Annotated in this window: 11 protein-coding genes; 8 read left to right on the forward strand and 3 right to left on the reverse strand. The window is 67.5% G+C overall.

Translation table 11 applies throughout. The features are described 5' to 3' along the window. Positions 1-61 precede the first annotated feature (61 nt). Positions 62-5074, reverse strand: a complete 5013-nt coding sequence (locus tag NU688_RS26445) for a hypothetical protein (protein ID WP_374684695.1) — start codon at positions 5072-5074, stop codon at positions 62-64. Between the two features lie 502 nt (positions 5075-5576). Between NU688_RS26445 and NU688_RS26450 the strand changes: the two genes are divergently transcribed. Beyond that, positions 5577-6011: a DUF1841 family protein gene (locus NU688_RS26450; RefSeq protein WP_007838777.1), complete on the forward strand. Its 435-nt coding sequence runs from the start codon at positions 5577-5579 to the stop codon at positions 6009-6011. Here the strand turns inward: NU688_RS26450 and NU688_RS26455 are convergent, their stop codons facing one another. After that, on the reverse strand, positions 6012-6995 hold the full coding sequence (locus NU688_RS26455) for a LysR substrate-binding domain-containing protein (RefSeq protein WP_257863844.1): 984 nt from the start codon (positions 6993-6995) through the stop codon (positions 6012-6014). 104 nt (positions 6996-7099) lie between these two features. Here NU688_RS26455 and pcaH point away from each other — a divergent pair, with 104 nt between their 5' ends. After that, on the forward strand, positions 7100-7834 hold the full coding sequence (pcaH, locus tag NU688_RS26460; protein WP_257863845.1) for a protocatechuate 3,4-dioxygenase subunit beta: 735 nt from the start codon (positions 7100-7102) through the stop codon (positions 7832-7834). An 11-nt stretch (positions 7835-7845) separates the two neighbouring features. Continuing rightward, positions 7846-8457, forward strand: a complete 612-nt coding sequence (gene pcaG / locus NU688_RS26465) for a protocatechuate 3,4-dioxygenase subunit alpha (protein WP_257863846.1) — start codon at positions 7846-7848, stop codon at positions 8455-8457. A 69-nt stretch (positions 8458-8526) separates the two neighbouring features. Here pcaG and NU688_RS26470 read toward each other — a convergent pair whose 3' ends face one another. Further along, entirely contained in the window at positions 8527-9222 is a 696-nt protein-coding gene (locus NU688_RS26470) for a cytochrome c (protein ID WP_257863847.1), read from the reverse strand. 161 nt (positions 9223-9383) lie between these two features. On the opposite strand from NU688_RS26470, the gene NU688_RS26475 reads away from it, so the two are divergent. From NU688_RS26475 to NU688_RS26495, 5 genes are all read left to right on the forward strand, one after another. Further along, on the forward strand, positions 9384-10238 hold the full coding sequence (locus NU688_RS26475; protein ID WP_257863848.1) for a MoxR family ATPase: 855 nt from the start codon (positions 9384-9386) through the stop codon (positions 10236-10238). Then, the gene (locus NU688_RS26480) at positions 10235-10486 is read left to right on the forward strand and encodes a hypothetical protein (RefSeq protein WP_257863849.1); all 252 of its coding nucleotides are present in this window, start codon (positions 10235-10237) and stop codon (positions 10484-10486) included. Before NU688_RS26475 ends, NU688_RS26480 begins: the two co-directional genes overlap by 4 nt. Before the next feature lie 28 nt (positions 10487-10514). Next, on the forward strand, positions 10515-11102 hold the full coding sequence (locus NU688_RS26485) for a GNAT family N-acetyltransferase (RefSeq protein WP_257863850.1): 588 nt from the start codon (positions 10515-10517) through the stop codon (positions 11100-11102). A 19-nt stretch (positions 11103-11121) separates the two neighbouring features. Then, entirely contained in the window at positions 11122-12309 is a 1188-nt protein-coding gene (locus NU688_RS26490; protein WP_257863851.1) for a VWA domain-containing protein, read from the forward strand. Positions 12310-12382: 73 nt separating this feature from the next. Beyond that, entirely contained in the window at positions 12383-14311 is a 1929-nt protein-coding gene (locus tag NU688_RS26495; protein ID WP_257863852.1) for an autotransporter assembly complex family protein, read from the forward strand. Positions 14312-14320 lie beyond the last annotated feature (9 nt).

Consider the following 14320-nt stretch of genomic DNA (forward strand, 5'->3'; position numbering starts at 1 on the left):
GGCCGGCCTGTCCCTGTGCTGCAGTTCCCCTCTCTCCTTCGCTCTCTCTTTTGTCTGTCCATCAACCCAGCAGGCCGTGCAGGATGTTCGTCACCGGCGACACCGCGTGTTCGACCAGGCTGGTGATCGGGGTCACGATGTCGGTCACCAGCGGGGTGACTGCATGGTCGACCGTGTTCACCACGGTGGCCACTGTGTCGACCACCGGTGCCACCGCACCCGTTGCACCGGCCAGGATGTCGGCCACCGGCTCGACCACGCTGGTAGCGGCACCCGCCACCGTGGCGACGATCGGAGCGACCGTGTCCGTCAGGCTGCCTGCCAGTTCGGAGACCGGCTGCAGGATGTTGGCGACCGGACCGTCGCTGCCCAGGAGGCCGCCGAGCAATCCACCCACCAGACCGTCCTGACCCAGCAGGCTGCCGACGAGGCCGTCGTTGCCGAGCAGGTTGCCCACGAGACCGTCGTCGCCCAGGAGGCCGCCGACCAGGCCGTCGTTGCCGAGCAGGCCGCCGACGATGCCGTCGTCACCCAGGACGCCGCCGAGCAGGCCGCCGTCACCACCGAGGACACCGCCCAGGAGGCCGTCGTCACCCAGGATGCCGCCGAGCAAGCCGCCGTCACCGCCGAGGACACCGCCCAGCAGGCCGTCGTCACCCAGGATGCCGCCGAGCAGGCCGCCGTCACCGCCGAGGACACCGCCCAGCAGGCCGTCGTCACCCAGGATGCCGCCGAGCAAGCCGCCGTCACCGCCGAGGACACCGCCCAGCAGGCCGTCGTCACCCAGGATGCCGCCGAGCAAGCCACCGTCACCGCCGAGGACGCCGCCCAGCAGGCCGTCGTCACCCAGGATGCCGCCGAGCAAGCCGCCGTCGCCGCCGAGGACACCGCCCAGGAGGCCGTCGTCACCGAGGAGGCCGCCAAGGAGACCACCGTCGCCGCCGAGCAAACCGCCCAGCAGACCGTCGTCACCCAACAGACCGCCTACGAGGCCGTCGTCGCCCAGGATGCCGCCGAGCAAGCCGCCGTCACCACCGAGGACGCCGCCCAGCAGGCCGTCGTCACCGAGGAGGCCGCCAAGGAGACCACCGTCGCCGCCGAGCAAACCGCCCAGCAGACCGTCGTCACCCAACAGACCGCCTACGAGGCCGTCGTCGCCGAGGATGCCGCCAAGCAGGCCACCGTCGCCACCGAGCAGGCCGCCCAGCAGACCGTCATCACCCAGGACGCCGCCAAGGAGCCCGCCGTCACCGCCGAGCAAGCCGCCCAGCAGGCCGTCGTCACCCAGGACACCGCCGAGGAGACCGCCGTCGCCGCCGAGCAAACCGCCCAGCAGACCGTCGTCACCCAGCACACCGCCGAGGAGACCACCGTCGCCACCGAGCAGGCCACCCAGCAGACCGTCGTCACCCAGCACACCGCCGAGGAGACCACCGTCGCCACCGAGCAGGCCACCCAGCAGACCGTCGTCACCCAGGACACCGCCGAGCAGACCGCCGTCGCCGCCGAGCAGGCCGCCCAGCAGACCGTCGTCACCCAGGACACCGCCGAGCAGACCACCGTCGCCGCCGAGCAAACCGCCCAGCAAGCCGTCGTCACCCAGCAGGCCGCCTACGAGGCCGTCGTCGCCGAGGATGCCGCCGAGAAGACCACCGTCACCACCGAGCAGACCGCCCAGCAGACCGTCATCGCCCAGGACACCGCCAAGGAGACCACCGTCGCCGCCGAGCAAGCCGCCCAGCAAGCCGTCGTCACCCAGCAGGCCGCCTACGAGGCCGTCGTCGCCGAGGATGCCGCCGAGGAGGCCACCGTCACCGCCGAGCAGGCCACCCAGCAGACCGTCTTCACCCAGGACACCGCCGAGGAGACCGCCATCACCACCGAGCAGGCCACCCAGCAGACCGTCTTCACCCAGGACACCGCCGAGGAGACCGCCGTCACCGCCAAGCAGGCCACCCAGCAGACCGTCTTCACCCAGCACGCCGCCGAGGAGGCCGCCGTCGCCGCCAAGCAGGCCGCCCAGCAGACCGTCTTCACCCAGGACACCGCCGAGGAGACCGCCGTCGCCGCCAAGCAGGCCACCCAGCAGACCGTCGTCACCCAGGACGCCGCCGAGGAGACCACCGTCGCCACCGAGCAAGCCGCCCAGCAGACCGTCGTCACCCAGTACGCCGCCGAGGAGACCGCCGTCGCCACCGAGCAAGCCGCCCAGCAGGCCGTCGTCACCCAGTACGCCGCCGAGGAGACCGCCGTCGCCACCGAGCAAGCCGCCCAGCAGGCCGTCGTCACCCAGCACACCGCCGAGCAGACCGTCGCCGTTCAGCAGGTTCGCCACGCCGTCGGTGAGGAAGTCCACTTGCGTGTCCACCGCATTCAGCAGCGCCGCCGTCGTTCCCGCGCCGAGCAGCTGGTCGGTCAGCGGGCTCAGCAGGCCGCTCACGCCATCCGTCACCTGACCCACCACGCCGTCGACCGGGTCGAGGACGTTGGGGTTGTTCGGGGTGAACACGTCGCCGAAGATCGGGGCCAGCAGGCCGTCGACCACGTCGGTGACGTTGTCGGTGAGGCCGACCACCGGGGTCAGCAGGTCGCCCAGGCCCAGGTCGCCGAGCACGCCGTTGTTCAGACCGTTGGCGATGCCGCCCACGATGCTGTCGACCGGATCGAGCAGGGCCGGGCCGCCAGGCGTGCCGGGGTTGCCGCCGCCGATGCCGTCCAGGATGCCGCCGAGCAGACCGCCCAGGAGGCCGTCTTCACCGATCAGGCCACCCACGATGCCGTCTTCGCCGAGCAGGCCGCCAGCCAGGCCGTCCGGTCCGAGCAGACCGCCGACAAGGCCGTCGCTGCCGAGGAGGCCGCCAACCAGACCGTCGTCACCCAGCAGGCCACCGAGGAGGCCGTCGTCGCCGAGCAGGCCACCCACCAGGCCGTCGCTGCCGAGCAGGCCGCCGACGAGACCGTCTTCACCGAGCACACCGCCCAGCAGACCGTCTTCACCGAGCAGGCCGCCGACGATGCCGTCGTCACCCAGCAAACCACCGAGGAGCCCGTCGTCGCCGAGCAGACCGCCGACCAGACCGTCGCTGCCCAGCAGGCCGCCCAGGAGGCCGTCGCTGCCGAGGAGTCCGTCTTCACCGAGCAGGCCGCCCACGATGCCGTCGTCGCCGAGCAGGCCGCCCAGGAGACCGTCCTCACCGAGGAGGCCACCCAGCAAGCCGTCTTCGCCGCCGAGCACGCCGCCCAGCAGACCGTCTTCACCCAGGAGACCGCCGATCAGGCCGTCTTCACCGAGCAGGCCGCCCAGCAGGCCGTCGGAACCCAGCAGGCCACCGGCCAGACCGCCCTCGCCCAGCAGGTTGCCGAGCACGCCGTCTTCACCGAGGAGACCGCCGACGAGGCCGTCGTCGCCAAGCAGGCCGCCGAGGGCGCTGTCTTCGCCGATCAGGCTGCCCAGCAGGCCGTCGGCACCGAGCACACCACCGAGGACACCGCCAAGCGCGCCGTCTTCACCGAGCAGGCCGCCCAGGAGGCCGTCGTCGCCCAGCACATTGCCGAGCAGGCCACCCAGGGCGCTGCCGTCGCCGATCAGGCCACCGACGAGACCGTCTTCGCCCAGCAGGCCGCCGACCAGACCGTCTTCGCCGAGCAGGCCACCGATCAGGCCGTCCTCGCCCAGCACGCCGTCGAGCAGGCCGCCGACGATGCCGTCTTCGCCCAGCAGGCCGTCCAGGCCGAGGCCGGCGGTCAGGCCGCCGAGCGGGCCGTCACCGGCGAGCAGGTTGTGCAGGCCGTCGGTCACGTAGTCGATCTGGCCCAGGAGTTGATCAAAGATCGCGTCGGTCACACCGGCACCGAGCAGGCCGTCCACGATCGGGCTCAGCGTTTCGCCGAGCGGGTCGGTGATGCTGCCCACGAGGTTGTCGACCGGGTCGAACTCGTTGGGGTCGTTCGGCGTGAATTCGGAACCGAGTAGCGGAGCCAGCACGCTGTCCACCACATCGGTCACACCGTCGACCACCGAGGACACCGGTGTCAGGACGCCGCCCAGGCCGAGGGTGTCGTCGATGGCACCGATCACGCCGTGGACGAGGCCGTCGCCTGGATCGAGCAGGTGGTCTGCGTCTGCATCAGCATCTGCATCAGCGTCGGCGTCTGCATCGGCGTCAGCATCAGCATCAGCATCAGCATCAGCATCCGCATCCGCATCCGCATCCGCATCGGCATCGGCATCGGCATCGGCGTCGGCATCGGCATCGGCATCGGCATCGGCATCAGCGTCGGCGTCGGCGTCGGCATCGGCGTCGGCGTCGGCATCGGCGTCGGCATCGGCATCGGCATCGGCATCGGCATCAGCGTCGGCGTCGGCGTCGGCATCGGCGTCGGCGTCGGCATCGGCATCGGCGTCTGCATCGGCATCGGCATCGGCGTCTGCATCGGCGTCTGCATCGGCGTCTGCATCGGCATCGGCATCGGCATCGGCGTCTGCATCGGCATCGGCATCGGCATCGGCATCGGCATCGGCATCGGCATCGGCATCTGCATCAGCGTCAGCGTCAGCGTCAGCGTCAGCATCGGCGTCGGCATCAGCGTCTGCATCACCGTCAGCATCCGCATCGGCGTCCGCATCCGCGTCGGCATCCGCATCGCCGCCATCGCCCAGGCCAGGAACCAGGAACGGCACGCCGCTGCTGCCGCCATCGCTACCACCGCTCAGCGCAGCGCCCAGTGCCGCAGCACCCAATGCACCCAGCGCGAATTCGCCGAGGCCAATGCCGCTGCCGGCAGCAAGCTTCTTGGTCACGGCCAGCGCGGCTGCATCCGCATCGCTGTCGGGCGGAGTGACCTGCAGGTCACCGGAAGCCACATCCACATTCACTTGTTCGAGGCCGCCGGGCAGCTTGGTCGAGCCGATGGTCGCATCGGTGCCACCGGTGAAGACGCCAGCCAGCGGCGCCTTGTTGGAAGCCGAGCCGGGGAACAGCACGTTGGCATGCCCGTCTTGCGGAACGATCACGCGATCGCCCGCGATCAGGGTCTGGTTGCCATCCACCGGGATGCGGACACCGTCGCGCATCACGGCAGTGCCGGGCGTAGCATTGGACAATGTGCCGATGCTGGCAGGCCCGGAAGGGGCTGCGGAAGCCATCGAACTCATCGCGGCAGGGCTGCCTAGCGGAGTGACGGTGGCCTGGGCGAGAACCACAGGAGCTGCGCTGGTTGCAGCAAGTCCTTCGGTCGAATCGGTCGATGCTTGTGGAGCGTTCATGGCAGCCTCTGTGACAAAAGATGCATGTACAGGGGCAACTTGCGTGCCGCTTTTTGCAGGCCTTGCCAGCGAGGCTCCGTTAACGATTCAAGTCGTTGATTTACATGAGAAATTTTTTGAAAAACGTCGGCGCAACCGCACATCGAAACAGCGCGTAAGGAGGTCATTCCGCGATTCGTTACGTAACGATGTAACGCCCCGTACCCGGAACGCCGCGTGTGTTCCGGGTGCTGCGCAAGCCGGTTCGCGGTGGCCTTTGGAGCGACTTCCTCCACACGCTTTCTTCACTCTCTTCTTCTTGTCTATATATATGTTCAACCCCTCCCAGGAAGACGTGCGCCGCTTCTTCTGCGACGTGTACGCCAAGCACCGGCAGGGCCTTCCGATGGAAGCGCTCGAGACCATCGCCGCCGGCTGGATCGACGAACACCCCGAGTACCACGAGGACCTGGCCGATGCCGATGCCGCGGTGGCGCGCGTGTACGACGGATCGAACGGGCGCGAGAACCCGTTCCTTCATTTGTCGATGCATCTGTCGATCAGCGAGCAGTGCTCCATCGACCAGCCGCGCGGCATTCGCCAGGCCGTCGAGCTGCTGGCCGCGCGACGCGGCTCGCTGCTGCATGCGCATCACGAGGCGATGGATTGCCTCGGCCAGATGATGTGGGAGAGCCAGCGCGCAGGGCGCCCGCCCGATGGCGAGGGTTACGTGGCCTGTGTGCAGCGCCGAGCCACGAAAGACTGATCAGGGTTTCTGCCTACCTCGCGGCGGCAACGCACCTTGCTGCTTCGCGCCTTCGCGCAGCAACGCGGCCATCGCCATGCGCAATGACGACGCCTCGGCATCGCTGCGCAAGAGCAGGCCGACCGGCTCCTCCGTCCCCGCGGTGTCGATGCGCAAGCGCACGAGCCGGCCTTCTGCCAGTTCACCGCGCGCGGCGCCGAGCGGCGTGATCCAGACCGCATCGGACACCGCCACCAGCGCACACGCCACACCCACGTCGAGCGTCTGCAGCGCATGGGTCGGCAGCACCAGGCCGCGCGCCGACAGGAAGCTCTCGGTGTTGTGGCGCGGGATCGTGCCCTCGCCGTACACCACCAGCGGATAGTCGAGCACCGCCTGCACGGGCACCGGCTTGAGCGCGAGCGGATGCCCGGCGCGCACCGCGAACACCAGCGGCTCGGTGTACAGCAGCTCGAAGCTCAGGCCCCCCATCAGGCGCGGATCGCTCATGCGGCCCACCACCAGGTCGAGCTCGCCGGCGCGCAGCTCGTCGAGCAGTACCGCGTTGGCGGCGCTCTTCACGGCGATCTGCGCGGCGGGCCAGTGCGCCCGCAGCCGCACCAGCGCCGGCGGCAGCAGCGCCGGCGCCACGCTCGGCAGCGCGCCGATGCGCAGGCGCTCGATGCGGCCGCCGGCCGTCGGTGCCACCGCCTCGGCGCTGGCGTCGAGCGCTTCGAGCACACGCAGCGCATGCGCCAGCAGTTGCTCGCCGGCCGGCGTGAGCCCCTGCACCCCGCGGCGGCCGGCCTGGCTGCGGTCGACCAGGCGCGTGCCCACGATGGCTTCGAGCTCCGAGAGCGTCTTCGACACCGCTGGCTGGCTCAACGCGAGCCGCGACGCCGCGCGCGCCAGGTGACGCTCCTGCGCCACGGCGACGAAGGCGCGCAGGTGCCGCAGCTGCACGTTGCGCACGAAATCCTGGCGAAGGTCGGCGGAGTTGTTCAATGACTGTTGGTTATGAAAACTGGAGCAATCTTCAATTTACATCATCGGATGGTGCTTCTAAAGTCCTGGTTTCCCGATTCGTCCCACGACAGGAGACAACGCACATGTTGACCAAGACCAAGGGCGCCGACAGCCCGATCGCCACGCTCACCCCGCGCGACTGGGAAGCCCACCCCGCCTATATCTACCCGGGCTACAAGTCCACCGGGAAGCGCGGCCCGCAGAAGCCGCTGATTCCGCTGAGGGCCTCGCTGGGCGAGCTGCAGCAGCCCGTGTACGGCCACGACAGCATCGGCGAGTTCGACCACGACCTCACGCGCAACGCGCGCAAGAACGGCGAGCCGCTGGGCGAACGCATGATCCTCACCGGCCAGGTGCTCGACGAACGCCGCCGCCCGGTCGCCAACACGCTGGTCGAGCTGTGGCAGGCGAACGCCTCCGGACGCTACGTGCACAAGGTCGACCAGCACGATGCGCCGCTGGACCCCAACTTCCTCGGCGCGGGCCGGTGCCTCACCGACAGCGAAGGCCGCTACCGCTTCCTCACCATCAAGCCCGGCGCCTATCCTTGGGGCAACCACCCGAACGCCTGGCGCCCGCAGCACATCCACTTGTCGCTGTTCGGCCAGAGCTTCGCGAGCCGCCTGGTCACGCAGATGTACTTCCCCGGCGACCCGCTGATGCAGTACGACCCGATGATCACCGGCACCCCCGAGCGCTACCGCAACCGGCTGATTGCCGACTTCAGCCTCGACATCACCGAGGAGGGCTACGCGCTGGGCTACCAGTTCGACATGGTGCTGCGCGGCGCGGACGAGACCCCGTTCGAGAACCGCTGAAAGGAATTCCCATGTCATTGATGACCGCACAGGAAGCCGACTTCGGCCAGACCCCCTCCCAGACCGTGGGCCCCTACTTCGCCTACGGCCTCACCGCCACGCAGTACGGCTACGACTTCGACCAGCCCTTCGACGCCGTCGTGGCGCTCGACGGTGCCGCCGGCCAACGCATCCGCCTGGAAGGCCGGGTGATCGACGGCGACGGCAACCCGATCAACGACGCGCTGGTCGAGATCAGCCAGCCCGATGGCGAAGGCCGCTATCCGCAGACGCCGGATGAAGCGCGCGCGCTGGGCTTTCGCGCCTTCGGCCGCGTCGGCACCGGCACCGATGCGCAGAACCGCTTCGTGTTCCACACGGTCAAGCCCGGCGCACAAGCGCCCGGCGAAGCACCGCACATCAACGTGATCGTGCTGATGCGCGGGCTGCTGCTGCATGCGTTCACACGCGTGTATTTCAGCGACGAAGCCGCAGCCAACGCGAAGGACGCGGTGCTGCAGAGCGTGCCGGCCGAGCGCCGCCACACGCTCATCGCCGAGCGCGTGGAGCAAGGCGGCGCGGTGAGCTACCGCTTCGACATCCGCATGCAGGGCGCGGACGAGACGGCCTTCTTCGACGTCTGATCTCAGGGAAATCCCCAACAAAAAAGCCCGCGCGATGCGGGCTTTTTTGTTGCGAGAAAAGCGAAGCGCTTACTGCGCTGCGTGATGGATGCGCGACTCGGGCACCGTCTTCAGTTCGCCGGGCACCGAGCTGATGTAGCTGGCCAGCGTCTTGAGTTCGGCGTTGGTGAACTTCTTGGGTTCGACCTGGCCGGCCATCACCGCGTTCGAGCGGCCCAGGTGGCTGTTGTTCTTGACGCGGTACGACTTGAGCGCCACGAAGAGGTAGTCGGCGTGCTGGCCGGCCAGCTTGGGCACGGTGCCGTCGTTCGGGGTGTTGAAGTTGGCGCCGTGGCACTTGGTGCAGCTGTTGTCGGGACCGTTGCGGCCGACCAGCGCGGTGATGTTCTCGGGCATGGCCTTGGCGAGGGCGGCCGACGGTGCATCGCCTTCCTTCACGCCCAGCTGGCTGTAGTAGGCGGCCACGTCGGCGATGTCCTGCTCGGTGAGCGAATCGGCAATGGCGCGCATGGTGGGGTGCTTGCGGTCGCCGCCCTTGTACTGGGTGAGCGCGGCGGCGATGTAGGTGGCGCTCTGGCCCGCGATCATCGGCACCTTGTGGATTTCGGGGAAGCTGGCCTGGTAGCCGATGATGCCGTGGCAGCCCACGCACATCTGAACCTTCTTGGCCCCGTCCTGGGCCTTGCCAGTGACTTGTTGGGCTTGTGCCGAGAGCGTCACGCAAGCGACAGCAAGGGCAAACATCGTGGTCAACAGCTTGTTCATTTTGCGCGCACAATCTCGTGGAAATACAGTTTTTCGAATCAACATTCGATTATATGCAGGGGTCCCCCGGGAACCCGCAGAGGCCGCCCAAGAGGCTGTGCGATGCGAATCGAGTGTGTTCTTTTCTCCACCCCGCCTTTCCACTTCGCTTGCGTTCACTCATGAAATTCAAGGGCTCAGACAACTACGTCGCCACTCAGGACCTGATGCTGGCGGTCAACGCCGCCATCACGCTCAAGCGCCCGCTGCTCGTCAAGGGCGAGCCCGGCACGGGCAAGACCATGCTGGCCGAGGAAGTGGCGCAATCGCTGGGTCTGCCGCTGCTGCAGTGGCACATCAAGTCGACCACCAAGGCACAGCAGGGCCTCTATGAATACGATGCGGTGAGCCGCCTGCGCGACTCGCAACTCTCCGACGTGGACGGCGGCGAGCGCGTGAAGGACATCCAGAACTACATCGTCAAGGGCGTGCTGTGGCAGGCCTTCACGGCCGACGAGCCGGTGGCCCTCCTCATCGACGAAATCGACAAGGCCGACATCGAATTCCCGAACGACCTGCTGCGCGAAATCGACCGCATGGAGTTCTACTGCTACGAGACGCGCGAACTCATCCGCGCCAAGCACCGGCCGGTGGTGTTCATCACCTCCAACAACGAGAAGGAGCTGCCCGATGCGTTCCTTCGCCGCTGCTTCTTCCACTACATCAAGTTCCCCGACGCCGAGACGATGAAGCACATCGTCGCCGTGCACTTCCCCGGCTTGAAGCAAGAGCTGCTCACGGCCGCGATGAAGACCTTCTACGACGTGCGCAACCTGCCGGGCCTGAAGAAGAAGCCCTCGACCTCCGAGCTGCTTGATTGGCTCAAGCTCTTGGTCGCCGAAGACATCCCCCTCGAAGCCCTGCAGAGCAGGGACGACAAGGTGGCAGTGCCGCCGCTGGTGGGCGCGCTGCTCAAGAACGAGCAGGACGTGACCCTCTTCGAGAAGCTCGTCTTCATGCAGCGCAACAACCGATGAGCGAATCACCGCGGCCGCATTCCACGGGCCAACTGCTCAAGCTGGGCGTGGCCCAGGCGGTGCTGTTCGTCGCGGGTGCGCTGCTCGGCCGCTGGGTCGGGCTGCTGCTGGGCCTGGATGCCTTCGGTGCCGGCGGCTACGGCAACAAGGAGATCTTCGGCATCCTCTTGATCGGCCTGGGCGGCGGCGGCGGAGCGCAGATCGCACGCGCCTGGTATGTGCGCAAGTACGGCAATCCGAGAAGCTGAAAAACCGAACCTCAGGGGTGTTTGAAAGATGGCGTTCGTCGAACCTGTCACGCTGAAGGCCCGCGACCTGGCCCTGGTGCCGCTGTCGCTGGACCACGAAGAAGGCCTGCGCGCCGCGGCCGCCGACGGCGAGCTCTGGAAGCTGCGCGTCACCTCCGTGCCCGAGCCCGAGAACACCCGCGCCTACATCGAGACCGCGCTGAAGACGGCCGACCGCTTCGCCTTCGCCGTGACCGAAGCGGCCACCGGCACCGTGCTCGGCAGCACCAGCTACCACGACATCCTGCCGGGTGTGAAGCGCGTCGAGATCGGCTACACCTGGTACGCCGAGCGCTGCCAGCGAACCCACGTCAACACCACCTGCAAGCTCCTGATGCTCACGCATGCGTTCGACACGCTCGGCTGCAACGTGGTGGGCTGGCGCACCGACAACTTCAACTACGCCTCGCAGCGCGCCATCGAGCGGCTGGGCGCCAAGAAAGATGGCGTGATCCGTGGCCACGTGATGCGCCGCGACGGCACGATCCGCGACACCGTCATGTACAGCCTCCGCGCGGGCGAATGGCCCGAAGTGAAGGCGCAGTTGCTCTACCTGCTCGACAAGCCGCGCGACTGAATCACAAGGAGCGACCCCCATGCTCATCGATTTCTTCTACACATTGCGCTCCGCCAAGCTCCCGGTGTCCGTCAAGGAATACCTCACGCTGCTCGAAGCCCTGCAGGCCGACGTGGTGGGGCCCAACTCCGACGGCGCTTACGGCATCGACGACTTCTACTACCTCTCGCGCACCGCGCTCGTGAAGGACGAGAAGCACTACGACAAGTTCGACCGCGCCTTTGCCGCCTACTTCAAGGGCGTGGAGATGCTCACCGACTTCACCAAGGAAGTGCCGCTCGACTGGCTCAAGAAGACGCTGGAGCGCGAGTTCACCGCCGAAGAGAAAGCCAAGATCGAGAAGATGGGCTGGGACGAGCTCATGGACACGCTCAAGAAGCGCTTCGAGGAGCAGAAGGAGCGCCACGAGGGCGGCAGCAAGTGGATCGGCACCGGCGGCACCTCGCCCTTCGGTAACGGCGGCTACAACCCGCAAGGCATCCGCATCGGCGGCGCCGGCAAGAACAAGAGCGCCGTGAAAGTGTGGGACCAGCGTGCCTACAAGGATTACGACGACAGCCAGGAGCTGGGCACGCGCAACATCAAGGTGGCGCTGCGGCGCCTGCGCAAGTTCGCGCGCGAAGGCCACGAGGAAGAGCTGGACCTGGACAACACCATCCACTCGACCGCGGCCAATGCCGGCTACCTCGACATCAAGATGCGGCCCGAGCGCCACAACAACGTCAAGGTGCTGCTGCTGATGGACGTGGGCGGCACGATGGACGAGCACATCCAGCGCGTCGAAGAACTGTTCTCGGCCGTGAAGACCGAGTTCAAGCACCTGGAGTTCTATTACTTCCACAACTGCGTCTACGACTTCATGTGGAAGAACAACAAGCGCCGCTTCTCCGAGAAGTTCGCGACCTGGGACATCCTGCGCAAGTACAACAAGGACTACAAGCTCATCTTCGTCGGCGACGCGACCATGAGCCCCTACGAGATCCTGCAGCCCGGCGGCAGCGTCGAGTACAACAACGAAGAGGCCGGCGCCGAGTGGATCCAGCGCCTGACGCACACCTTCCCGAAGTTCGCGTGGATCAACCCCGAGCCCCAGGGCGTGTGGCAATACCGGCAGAGCATCGCGGTGATGCAGCAGCTCATGTCCAACCGCATGTACCCGCTCACGCTGCGCGGCCTGGAAGAGGCGATGCGCATGCTCTCCAAGTAGCGCACGAGCCGGACAAGACCACCTGTATCCGGAAGCTTCAGGAACCGGCAAATCTTGCTGTCAGAATCCGCCCATGGTCAGGGTGGTATCCGTTTCTTCGCCGGCGTGGTGGCCGGCTTTGCTTTTTTCAGGCGTCCTTCTTTTGCAAGGCTGCAGCTTGCTGCCGAAAAAAGAAAGCACCGAAGGCAAGCCCGTCGCGGGCCTGGTGCGCAGCGGCGATGCCGACAGCACAGCCACCAAGGACAGCAAGGACGAGAAGAAAGCCGACACGCGCGATGCCTTCACCGTCGACGTGCGCGGGCCTGAAGCGGTCCGCGACTACCTCACGCTCCATCTCGAAATCCAGCGCTACCGCGAGCTCGACGACCTCGGCGCGACAGAAATCTCCCGCCTCATGGTGGCCGCCGAAGCCAATGCGCGCGAACTGCTCGGCACCCTCGGCTACTTCACGCCCACGCTGACGCTCGAACTCAACGAGACGCCCGAAAGCACCAAGGCCCCGCGCGAGATCGTCATCACCGTCGCGCCCGGCGAGCCCACCAAGGTGAGCAACGTGCAGATCAGCTACGCCGGCGAGATTGCCGACGACGCCGCGGCCGAGGCGCAGCGCGACTCGATCCGCACCGGCTGGGCCCTGCGCGCGGGCCTGCCCTTCACCCAGCAGGCCTGGGACGACGCCAAGACCACCGCGCTGCGCAGCCTCACGGCCAAGCGCTTCCCCACCGGCAACATCGAGGTGAGCCGCGCCGAGGTCGATGCCGACCGCAGCGAGGCGCGCCTGAGCGTCACCTACCAGTCCGGCCCCGCCTACAAGTTCGGCCCACTCGTGCTGCGTGGCCTGCAGCGCTACGACCCCGACGGCGCACGCCGCATCGCACGCCTGCCCAGCGGCACCGACTACGACCAGCAGAAGCTGCTCGACGCGCAACAGCGCCTGGCCAGCAGCGGTTATTACGACTCGGTGTTCCTCACGCTCGACACCGAGAGCGGCAACACGCTGGCCGCCCCCGTCATCGCGCAGCTGCGCGAGGCACCGCTGCAAAAGGTGGTGCTGGGGGCCGGCTTCACCACCGACAACGGCCCGCGCCTGTCGATCGACCACATCCACAACCAGATTCCGCTGCTCGGCTGGCGCGCGGTCTCGCGGCTCTCGGTGGACAACGACATCAAGTCGCTGGGCACCGAGTGGAACGCGATCCCCGATGACAAGGGCTGGCGCTGGTTCTCCGGCGCCGAACTCAAGCGCGAGGAATCGGGCAGCTACATCGTCGACAGCGGGCGGCTGCGCGGCGGGCGCAACAAGTCCAGCGACCACATCGACCGCAGCTACTTCCTGCAGTACGACTACGCGCAGAACCGCGGCATCAACGCACCGCCCTCGGCCTCGGCGGTCACCGCCAACTGGGGCTGGACCGGGCGCTACTTCGACAACAACGCCGCCCCGACGCGCGGCTACGCGCTGGCGCTCGAACTCGCGGCCGGCTACACACTCACGGGGGAGCAGACGCCCTTCACCCGCACTTATGTGCGCGGGCTGGGCATCCTGCCGATCGGCTCGGCCGAGGACACCGAAACGCGCGCGCGCCGCAGCCGCCTGCAGCTGCGCGTCGAGGCCGGCGCAGTGTCGGCAAAAGACTCCGCGCAGATCCCGTCCACGCTGATGTTCCTGACCGGCGGCGACACCACGGTGCGCGGCTACAGCTACAAGCAGATCGGCACCGTGCGCGCCGACGGCCAGACGGTCGCAGGCCGCTACCTCGGCGTGGCGAGCGTCGAATGGCAACGGCCCTTCGTCAACAACAACAAGCTCACCGAATGGGAGAGTGTGGTGTTCGTCGATGCCGGCGCCGTGGCCGACAAGCCCGGCGATCTCAAGCCCAAGGTGGGCGTGGGCGTGGGTGCGCGCTGGCGCAGCCCGGTCGGGCCGGTGCAGGCTGATCTGGCCTACGGCGTGGACACGAAGAAATTCCGCCTGCACTTCCGCCTCGGCTTCACCTTCTGACCCTGCACG

This window comes from Variovorax sp. ZS18.2.2, from assembly GCF_024701975.1.
Lineage (GTDB): Bacteria > Pseudomonadota > Gammaproteobacteria > Burkholderiales > Burkholderiaceae_C > Variovorax.

Coding starts and splice junctions, on each gene's coding strand:
- pcaG (WP_257863846.1), top strand. CDS start 7,846: ATGTCATTGATGACCGCACAGGAAGCCGACTTCGGCCAGACCCCCTCC.
- NU688_RS26450 (WP_007838777.1), top strand. CDS start 5,577: ATGTTCAACCCCTCCCAGGAAGACGTGCGCCGCTTCTTCTGCGACGTG.
- NU688_RS26485 (WP_257863850.1), top strand. CDS start 10,515: ATGGCGTTCGTCGAACCTGTCACGCTGAAGGCCCGCGACCTGGCCCTG.
- NU688_RS26445 (WP_374684695.1), bottom strand. CDS start 5,074: ATGCGCGACGGTGTCCGCATCCCGGTGGATGGCAACCAGACCCTGATC.
- NU688_RS26490 (WP_257863851.1), top strand. CDS start 11,122: ATGCTCATCGATTTCTTCTACACATTGCGCTCCGCCAAGCTCCCGGTG.
- NU688_RS26480 (WP_257863849.1), top strand. CDS start 10,235: ATGAGCGAATCACCGCGGCCGCATTCCACGGGCCAACTGCTCAAGCTG.
- NU688_RS26495 (WP_257863852.1), top strand. CDS start 12,383: ATGGTCAGGGTGGTATCCGTTTCTTCGCCGGCGTGGTGGCCGGCTTTG.
- NU688_RS26475 (WP_257863848.1), top strand. CDS start 9,384: ATGAAATTCAAGGGCTCAGACAACTACGTCGCCACTCAGGACCTGATG.
- pcaH (WP_257863845.1), top strand. CDS start 7,100: ATGTTGACCAAGACCAAGGGCGCCGACAGCCCGATCGCCACGCTCACC.
- NU688_RS26470 (WP_257863847.1), bottom strand. CDS start 9,222: ATGAACAAGCTGTTGACCACGATGTTTGCCCTTGCTGTCGCTTGCGTG.